Consider the following 8295-nt stretch of genomic DNA (forward strand, 5'->3'; position numbering starts at 1 on the left):
TACGGGTGGTGCAGATGGAGCCCGGCCCGATACCGACCTTCACCGCATCGGCGCCCGCGTCGATCAGGGCGCGGGTGGCGTCATAGGTGGCGACGTTGCCGGCGATGATCTGGACGCGGTTGTTCTCGCGCTTGATCCGCTCGACCACCTGGGCGACCGAGGCCGAGTGGCCGTGGGCGGTGTCGATCACCACCACGTCCGCGCCCGCATCGGCCAGCGCCATGGCGCGCTCGAACCCGGCGTCGCCGACGGTCGAGGCGGCGCCGACACGCAGGCGGCCCTGCTCATCCTTGCAGGCGTTGGGGAAGGCCTGGGCCTTCTGGATGTCCTTCATGGTGATCAGGCCGACGGCGCGATAGGCGTCGTCCACCACGATGACCCGCTCGATCTTGCGCGTGCGCAGCAGTTCGCGCGCCGCCTCGCGCCCGGCCGAACCTTCGCGCAGGGTGATCAGCTCGCCTGTCGTCATCAGATCGGCGGCCTTGAGGTTCAGGTCCGTCTCGAAGCGCATGTCGCGGTTGGTCAGCATGCCGACCAGCTTGCCGCTCTTGGGATCGACCACGGGGAAGCCGGTGATCTTCTTGCGCTCGACGATCTGGAGGACTTCGCCCAGCGTCGTGTCGGGGGCGACCGTGACCGGGTTCACCACCATGCCGCTTTCATAGCGTTTGACGGCGCGGACCTCTTCGGCCTGCTCGTCGATGGTCATGTTCCGGTGCAGCACGCCCATGCCGCCCGCCTGCGCCATGGCGATGGCCAGGCGGCTTTCCGTCACCGTGTCCATGGCGGACGACAGCAGCGGGATGTTCAGTTTGATTTCGCGTGTCAGCTGGGTCGAGACATCGACATCAGCGGGCATGACCTCGGACGGACCGGGTTCGAGCAAAACGTCATCGAAGGTTAGGCCTTCGCGTATCTCCATTTGGAGCCTCCATTTTGCGGGCCGCGTATAGCGCCCGTTGGCGGGGAACCGCAACCCCAAGCCCGCGCTATCGTGCATATAAGAGGAATTGCCTTGAAACGGACGGCGAGAGGCCGCATTTCCCGATAATGGTTCGCATCTTGATCAACACGGCGCGACAGCTCGCTCTCAAGATTGCGAGCTATGGCGCCATGCACTTGATCGTGGCGATCCTGGTGGCCTTCGCCTTGACCCGCGACTGGCGGCTGGCCCTGGCGGTCGGGGTGGTCGAGCCGATCTTCCAGACCATCGCCTATTCCGTCCACGACCGCGTCTGGCACCGAGTCGAGCGCCGCAAGATGCTGTCCCGCGTCGAGGAGACGGCCGAGGCTTTCACCGCCCGTCTGGAGGTCATGAACGCGCACGAGCAGAACCGCGCGCACAACCACCACGGCCATGCACATGGGCACAGCCACGCCCTGCCCCGCAATCTGAAGCAGATCGCGTTGAAGACCGTCACCTACGGCGTCATGCATTTCGCCGTGGCAGTTCTGGTGGCCTACGCCCTGACGCGCGACATCCGCATCGCCCTGGCCATCGGCACCATCGAGCCGCTGGTGCAGACGGTCTTCTTCACCCTGCACGACCGCATCTGGACGCGGGTCGAGGCCAGGAAAGCCGCCCGTCGCGCCGCTGCGGCAGCTGAGGGCGCATCGGCGTAACCGACGCGCTCCGCCACGTCCCACGCCGCGCCCTTCCCACACGCCGTCATCCTCGGGCTTGACCCGAGGATCCAGTGCGGCGGCGCGCTCATCCTCGCTGACGTCACGCAGGCGGATGTCTGGATCCTCGGGTCAAGCCCGAGGATGACGGCGGTTATTGAGGATGAGGGCGGTTATTCATGGGTTGGAAGACGGCGGGCCAGCGCCCTACCGCTTGTTCAGCGCCACCAGGAAGACCTCGGCGCTGCCCTTGCGGCTCGATTCGGGCTTCACGTATTTCACCGTCTCGAACTCTTCGCGCAGGCGCGTCAGCACCCCGCCGGCGTCGCCGCCCTGGAAATTCTTCGACACGAAATTCCCGCCCGGACGCAAGGTGCGGATGGCGAAGTCGGCCGCGATCTCAATCAGGGCGATGATCTTCAAGTGGTCGGTCTGGCGATGGCCGATAGTGTTGTGCGCCATGTCCGACAGCACCAGGCCCCGCCTATGGCGTCCAGCATCTGCTGATCCACGCCCGGATCGGTGAAGTCCGCCTGAATCAGCGTCGCGCCCGGAATCGGCTCGATCATCAGCAGGTCCACGCCCGCCACCGCCGCCGCGCCGCGATCCAGCGCCACCTGCACCCAGCCGCCCGGCGCCGCGCCCAGGTCGATGACCCGCGACCCGTGCCGGATCAGCCGGAACTTGTCGTCGATCTCCATCAGCTTGAAGGCCGCGCGACTGCGCCAGCCCTCGGCCCGCGCGCGGTCGGACCATTCGTCCGACAGCTGACGCTTGATCCACGCCTGGCTGGACAGCGACTTCTTGTCGGCCGTCTTGATCTTCTGGCCGACCTTGCGGCCCGAGGCCGTGCCGCCCGTGGGCAGGCGCACCATGCGGCGGCGTTCCTGCGGCTTGTCGGCGGGCTTTTCGTCTTCACTCATGCTTCCCACATAGCCCTGACGGCGTTCAGCCGCTATGACCCGCGCACAATTCCGGCTCGCATAACCTCAAGGAGCGCCCGATGGCCGACCAAACCCTGACCTTCACTCTGGACACCGGCGACGGCGAAGACCGCAACGTCGTCATCAAGCTGCGCGACGACCTGGCGCCCAACCACGTCAAGCAGATCACCGACCTGGCCAAGGAAGGCTTCTATGACGGCGTGGTCTTCCACCGCGTGATTCCGGGCTTCATGGCCCAGGGCGGCGACCCGACGGGCACCGGCACCTCGGGCTCGAAGAAGCCGAACCTGAAGCAGGAATTCTCGAAGGAGCCGCACGTTCGCGGCGTCTGCTCCATGGCCCGCACCGCCAACCCCGACAGCGCCAACTCGCAGTTCTTCATCTGCTTCGACGACGCCCGCTTCCTGGACGGCCAGTACACCGTCTGGGGCGAAGTGATCGAAGGCATGGATCACGTCGACGCCCTGCCGAAGGGCGAGCCGCCCCGCGCTCCGGGCAAGATCGTCAAGGCGACCGTCGCCTAAAGACGAAGGTTCAGCGGCGGGGGATCAGTCCCCCGCCCACCACCGCATCGACACCCCGTCGAAGGTCCGGTCCCCGACCTTCAGCGTCCCTTTCAGGACCACGCCCTGATCTCCCAGATTGCGCCGCGCCTTCGCCAGCGCATCCTGGTCGAGCCTGCCATCGAACGACACCGCCCCCAGCTCACGCGACTGCGCCTCGAAACGCACCCGGCCCTCGGTCACGTCATAGGCTGTCGGGATCAGCCGCGTGCGCCGCGTCTTATCTCCCGCTTCGAACTCCATCATGATCGGCGCAAAGCCCGCCGTTCGCTGACCGTCGCGCCAGCCCATAAAGTCGGGCACCTGGCCCATGAACAGGTGATGCAGCCGCCAGTCGCCGACCTGCACCGCCGCTGTCGGAATATAGTAGCCGGACACATCCTCGGGCAGGTCGTGCTTGAAGGCGGCCGCCTGCGCCGTCTTGTCCGGCGTCGCGCTGCGGTCGCAGGCGGCGGCCGTCAGGGCCAGCGCCGCCGCCAGCAGGATCGGCAAGCCCCTCAAGGCAGGCGCACCAGGGCCGACAACCAACCCAGATCCTGCAACCGCTCGACCGACTCGAACAGCGGCACGGCCAGCAGGAAGACCAGGCCGTCGCGCAGCGTCGTCAGGAAGAACTGCGGCCGCACCTCCAGGCTGTCGGCGTCGCGCCATTTGGAGAAGTCCGGCCCGAAGCGCGGCGTCCGCGCGTAATAGTCCGCATAGGTCTGGCCAAACGCGCCCGCCAGCCAGGCCTCTTCACGTTTCACCGTGGCGTAGAAGACCGCCACGGTCAGCAGCAGGAAGACGGTCGCCAGCGTCACGCTGCCCGTCTGCGCGCCCACGCCGAACGCCCCCATGAAGCTGAAGACATACAGCGGGTTGCGGCTGATCGAATAGGGTCCGCGATCCACAATCTCGGCCTTCTTGCGCCCGCCGATATAGAGGGAGCACCAGGCCCGCCCGACGATGCAGACGACGATCAGGCCCAGGCCGAACGCCTCCAACCCTTCGTGCAGCATGGTTTCGCCGCCCATGGACCGGCTGACGAAGGCCAACCCGACCACGCCGATCAATCCGACCAGCAGCGCCGCCTTCCGCAGCTTCTGCACCCGTTGAAGATCAAAGCCCTGCGTCGCCGACATATCTGTATTTCCTCGACTGAAGAGGGGTGCGACAGAACGCCGCTATGAAGGCGGTTTCAAGGCCTATCTTTGCAAGCGTTTCGCGCTCGCGAAAATCATTGATCCAGCCACCGGTCCAGCGCCCGGAAGCCGCCGATCGCCAGTTCCGTCGCGTCCTGGAACACCGCCGGATTGACCTTCTCGAAGTCGTCGCTCGGGCGGTGATAGTCCGTGTGATAATTCACCCCGAAATAGAGAAACGGCAGGCCTGCGCGGTGGAAGGCGGCGTGGTCCGACGCCTCGACCCAGTTGTCGGCGCCCTTGTCCTCGGGCGTGTCCTTGCCGAAGGCCAGGGCCACGGTCTGACGCGCCGGAACCTGATCCAGAACCGGGCGGAAATAGGGGTGCTGATACGTCCCCGTCACCCACAGCTTGCCGTCGCTGTCCGCCCGCGCCGTCATGTCGAAGTTCAAGTTCATCGCGATCGCGTGCAGCGGCACCGGCGGCGCTTCGACGAAATGCTTGGCGCCCAACAGTCCCCGCTCCTCGCCGTCCAGCGCCACGATCAGCACGCTGTGCTCAGGCGGGTTCGCCTTCAGACGCCTGGCCAGCTCCAGCATGGTCGCCACGCCCGAGGCGTTGTCGTCCGCCCCGTTGTAGATCTGGCCGTCGTTGACGCCGACGTGGTCATAGTGGGCCGTCACCACGATGTATTTGTCGGCCACGCGCGTGCCGGGGATCACGCCGATGATGTTGGTTCCGCTATAGGTCTTCGTCCCCTCGCGCGTGCGGCCCTGCATCTCCCACGGCTGCAGACGCCCCATGGGCGAGGGCTGGACGCCCAGCGCCTCCAGCCGCCCGACGATGTACTCGCGCGCCTTGGCCCCGCCTTCCGAGCCGGTGTCGCGCCCCTGCATGTCGTCCGCCGACAGGATGCGCAGATCATCCATCAACTGGGCGTAGTCGCCCGAGGACGCCGCCTCGACAGGAGGCGCCTCGACCACAGGCGCCGTCGTCGTCTCACAGGCGGCCAGCGTCAGGGCGGCGGCGATCACGGACAGGCTGACGAGGACAGGACGCATGGAGGGCTCCGGCAGGAATCTTTAAGGTGCGACGCTAACGGCCCCCGGCCGCCGCGTCAGATTACGTTTCTGTCATGGCGGCGGCAGGGTGATAAGGAACCGTTCCGCCTTTACCGACTTCCTGCGATTCTCATGTCCGACCTCTTCACGCCCGTCGAAACCCTGACCGAAGCCCAGGCGCGCGAAGAGCTGGATCACCTGTCGGCCGAACTGGCGCGCCACGACGCCCTCTACTACGCCGACGCCGCGCCCGAGATTTCCGACGCCGACTATGACGACCTGAAGCGCCGCGCCCTCGACATCGAGGCCCGCTTCCCGGCCCTTTCCAGCCCCGTCTCCCCGTCCCAGCGCGTCGGCGCCCCCGTCTCGACCCAGTTCGCCGAGGTCCGCCACGGCGTGCCCATGCTGTCGCTGGACAACGCCTTCGACGACGGCGAGGTGCGCGACTTCGTCGCCCGCATCGCCCGCTTCCTGAAGCTGCCGGGCGACGAACCAATCGCCTTCGTCGCCGAGCCCAAGATCGACGGCCTCTCGGCCAGCCTGCGCTACGAAAAGGGCGTCCTGGTCCAAGGCGCCACGCGCGGCGACGGCAAGACCGGCGAGGACGTGACCGCCAACCTGCGTACGCTGGACAGCATCCCTCAGACGTTGGCGGGCTCCGGCTGGCCCGACGTCATCGAGATCCGCGGCGAGGTCTACGCCCCCAACGCCGCCTTTGACGCCTTCAACGCGGCCGCCGAGGCCGAAGGCAAGCGCACCTACGCCAACCCCCGCAACTTCGCCGCCGGGTCGCTGCGCCAGAAAGACCCGAAGATCACGGCCCTGCGTCCCCTGACCTTCTTCGCCTACGCCTGGGGCGAGACCTCCGCCCCGTTCGCGGACACCCAACACGGCGCGCTGGAGGCCTTCCGCAGCTGGGGCTTTCAGGTCAACGACCGCTCGGCCCGCGTCGAGGGCGCCGAAGGCTTGATCGGCGTCTATCAGACGCTGGAGGCCGACCGCAGCCGCCTCGGCTACGACATCGACGGCGTGGTCTACAAGGTCGACCGGCTGGACTGGCAGCAGCGCCTCGGCTTCATCGCTCGCAGCCCCCGATGGGCCATCGCCCACAAGTTCCCGGCGCAGCAGGCGACGACCGTGCTGGAAGGCATCGACATTCAGGTCGGCCGCACCGGCTCCCTGACCCCCGTCGCCCGCCTGCATCCCGTCACCGTCGGAGGCGTCGTGGTCCGCAACGCCACCCTGCACAACGAGGACGAGATCGCCCGCAAGGACGTCCGCATCGGCGACACCGTCGTCCTGCAACGCGCCGGCGACGTCATCCCCCAGATCGTCGGCGTGGTCGAAACCCTGCGCCCCGACGGCGCCGTCCCCTACGTCTTCCCCACCGTCTGCCCTGTCTGCGGCTCCGAAGCCGTGCGCGAGGGGGACGAGGTCAAGCGCCGCTGCACCGGCGGCCTGATCTGCGACGCCCAGATCGTCGAGCGCCTCAAGCACTTTGTCAGCCGCCGCGCCTTCGACATCGAAGGGCTGGGCGAAAAGCAGCTGATCGCCTTCCACGCGCGCGGCTGGATCAAGGAGCCCGCCGACATCTTCCGCCTCGCCCGCGACGAGGAGAAGCTGGCCCTGCTGCGCGCCGAGGACGGTTATGGCGAGACCAGCGTCCGCAACCTGATCGCCGGGATCGACGCACGCCGCGTCATCAGCCTCGACCGCCTGATCTTCGGCCTCGGCATCCGTGAGATCGGCGAGCAGACCTCTCTGGTCCTGTCGCGCGCCTTCGGCAGTTGGACCGCCTTCCGCGACGCCTGCATGGCCGCCGCGAACGGCCTCGCCAGCGATGACTGGAAGACGCTGGCCGCGACCCACGCCATCTCCACCCGCGTGCTGGGCCTGATGGCCGAGGCCCGTCCCGACGCCAACGATCCGTGGCCCGAGGCGCCGATGGATCAGAAGATCGCCCTCGCCTTCCCCGGCATGGCCGCGCCCGCCCGCCGCTCGCTGGCGGAAATCTCCGAGGGCTGGACCGACCTGATCCGCTGGGCCGCCGTCGCGCGCGACGAAGGCCCCTCCGACATGCTGAACCAGATCGCGGGCGTCTCCGGCGTCGGCCCGGTCGCCGCCGAGGCCCTGGCCCACTTCTTCCACGAGCCGCACAACCTTCAGGTCGTCGACGCCCTGCTCGCCGAGCTCGAGCGCGTCGAGGACGTCGCTACCCCCACGACCAACAGCCCCGTCGCGGGCAAGACGGTGGTCTTCACCGGCTCGCTGGAACGCTTCACCCGCGACGAAGCCAAGGCCCGCGCCGAAAGCCTCGGCGCCAAGGTCAGCGGCTCGGTCTCCAAGAAAACCGACTACGTCGTCGCCGGTCCCGGCGCCGGGTCCAAGCTGAAGGACGCCGAAAAGCACGGCGTCGCCGTCCTGACCGAGGACGAATGGCTGGCGCTCATTTCCTGATGCACGCCGTCGCCATCGACTTCGAAACCGCCAATGAGCAGCGGGCCAGCCCCTGCTCCATCGGTCTGGCCTGGATCAACGACGGCGTCATCGAATCCGTCGAGCATCACTACATCCGCCCGCCGTGGATGCGTTTCGCCAGCTTCAACATCGCCTTCCACGGCATCGGCCCCGAACAGGTCGAGGACGCCGAGGAATTCCCTGCCGTCCTGTCCGCCATCGCCCCACGTCTGGCAGGCCGCACGGTGCTGGCCCACAACGCCGCCTTCGACGTCAGCGTCATCCGCAACACCTGCGACCACTACGGCCTGACCTATCCCGAATTCGACTACCTCTGCACCGTCAAGCTGGCCCAGATCAGCTGGCCCGAGTTCCCCTCGCACAAGCTGAACAACGTCTGCGCCGAACTGGGCGTCGCCTTCCGCCACCACGACGCGGCCGAAGACGCCTTCGCCTGCGCCTCCGTGGCCCTGGCGGCGGCTCAAGTGCATCAGGCCGCCGACTGTCGCGCCCTGGCCGAGGCCAG

At 67.5% G+C, this 8295-nt stretch carries 8 protein-coding genes and 1 pseudogene; 4 read left to right on the forward strand and 5 right to left on the reverse strand.

The window, feature by feature from the left end; genetic code table 11:
- A partial coding sequence (locus RT567_RS10735) for an IMP dehydrogenase (RefSeq protein WP_313576372.1) occupies positions 1-922 on the reverse strand: 922 nt, incomplete at its 3' end.
- 128 nt (positions 923-1050) lie between these two features.
- On the opposite strand from RT567_RS10735, the gene RT567_RS10740 reads away from it, so the two are divergent.
- The gene (locus tag RT567_RS10740) at positions 1051-1623 is read left to right on the forward strand and encodes a DUF2061 domain-containing protein (RefSeq protein ID WP_313576373.1); all 573 of its coding nucleotides are present in this window, start codon (positions 1051-1053) and stop codon (positions 1621-1623) included.
- Between the two features lie 207 nt (positions 1624-1830).
- On the opposite strand, the pseudogene RT567_RS10745 reads toward RT567_RS10740, so the two are convergent.
- A pseudogene (locus RT567_RS10745) lies at positions 1831-2546 on the reverse strand (RlmE family RNA methyltransferase).
- 80 nt (positions 2547-2626) lie between these two features.
- Between RT567_RS10745 and RT567_RS10750 the strand changes: the two are divergent.
- Positions 2627-3091, forward strand: a complete 465-nt coding sequence (locus RT567_RS10750; RefSeq protein ID WP_087140057.1) for a peptidylprolyl isomerase — start codon at positions 2627-2629, stop codon at positions 3089-3091.
- A 24-nt stretch (positions 3092-3115) separates the two neighbouring features.
- On the opposite strand, the gene RT567_RS10755 is transcribed toward RT567_RS10750, so the two are convergent.
- The 3 genes from RT567_RS10755 to RT567_RS10765 form a co-directional block, all read right to left on the reverse strand.
- The gene (locus RT567_RS10755) at positions 3116-3631 is read right to left on the reverse strand and encodes a hypothetical protein (RefSeq protein WP_313576374.1); all 516 of its coding nucleotides are present in this window, start codon (positions 3629-3631) and stop codon (positions 3116-3118) included.
- Positions 3628-4251, reverse strand: coding sequence for an isoprenylcysteine carboxylmethyltransferase family protein (locus RT567_RS10760; protein WP_313576375.1), 624 nt, complete (start codon positions 4249-4251; stop codon positions 3628-3630). Before RT567_RS10760 ends, RT567_RS10755 begins: the two co-directional genes overlap by 4 nt.
- A gap of 95 nt (positions 4252-4346) precedes the next feature.
- Positions 4347-5312 carry a M20/M25/M40 family metallo-hydrolase gene (locus RT567_RS10765; protein ID WP_313576376.1) on the reverse strand — a complete coding sequence of 322 codons (966 nt, stop codon included), beginning with the start codon at positions 5310-5312 and terminating at the stop codon, positions 4347-4349.
- A 132-nt stretch (positions 5313-5444) separates the two neighbouring features.
- On the opposite strand from RT567_RS10765, the gene ligA reads away from it, so the two are divergent.
- Both ligA and RT567_RS10775 read left to right on the forward strand, forming a co-directional pair.
- The gene (gene ligA, locus RT567_RS10770; protein WP_313576377.1) at positions 5445-7769 is read left to right on the forward strand and encodes an NAD-dependent DNA ligase LigA; all 2325 of its coding nucleotides are present in this window, start codon (positions 5445-5447) and stop codon (positions 7767-7769) included.
- On the forward strand, positions 7748-8295 hold a 548-nt coding region (locus tag RT567_RS10775; protein WP_313576378.1), incomplete at its 3' end, for a 3'-5' exonuclease. The genes ligA and RT567_RS10775, both read left to right, overlap by 22 nt.

This window comes from Brevundimonas sp. (assembly GCF_032107865.1).
Classification (GTDB): domain Bacteria; phylum Pseudomonadota; class Alphaproteobacteria; order Caulobacterales; family Caulobacteraceae; genus Brevundimonas.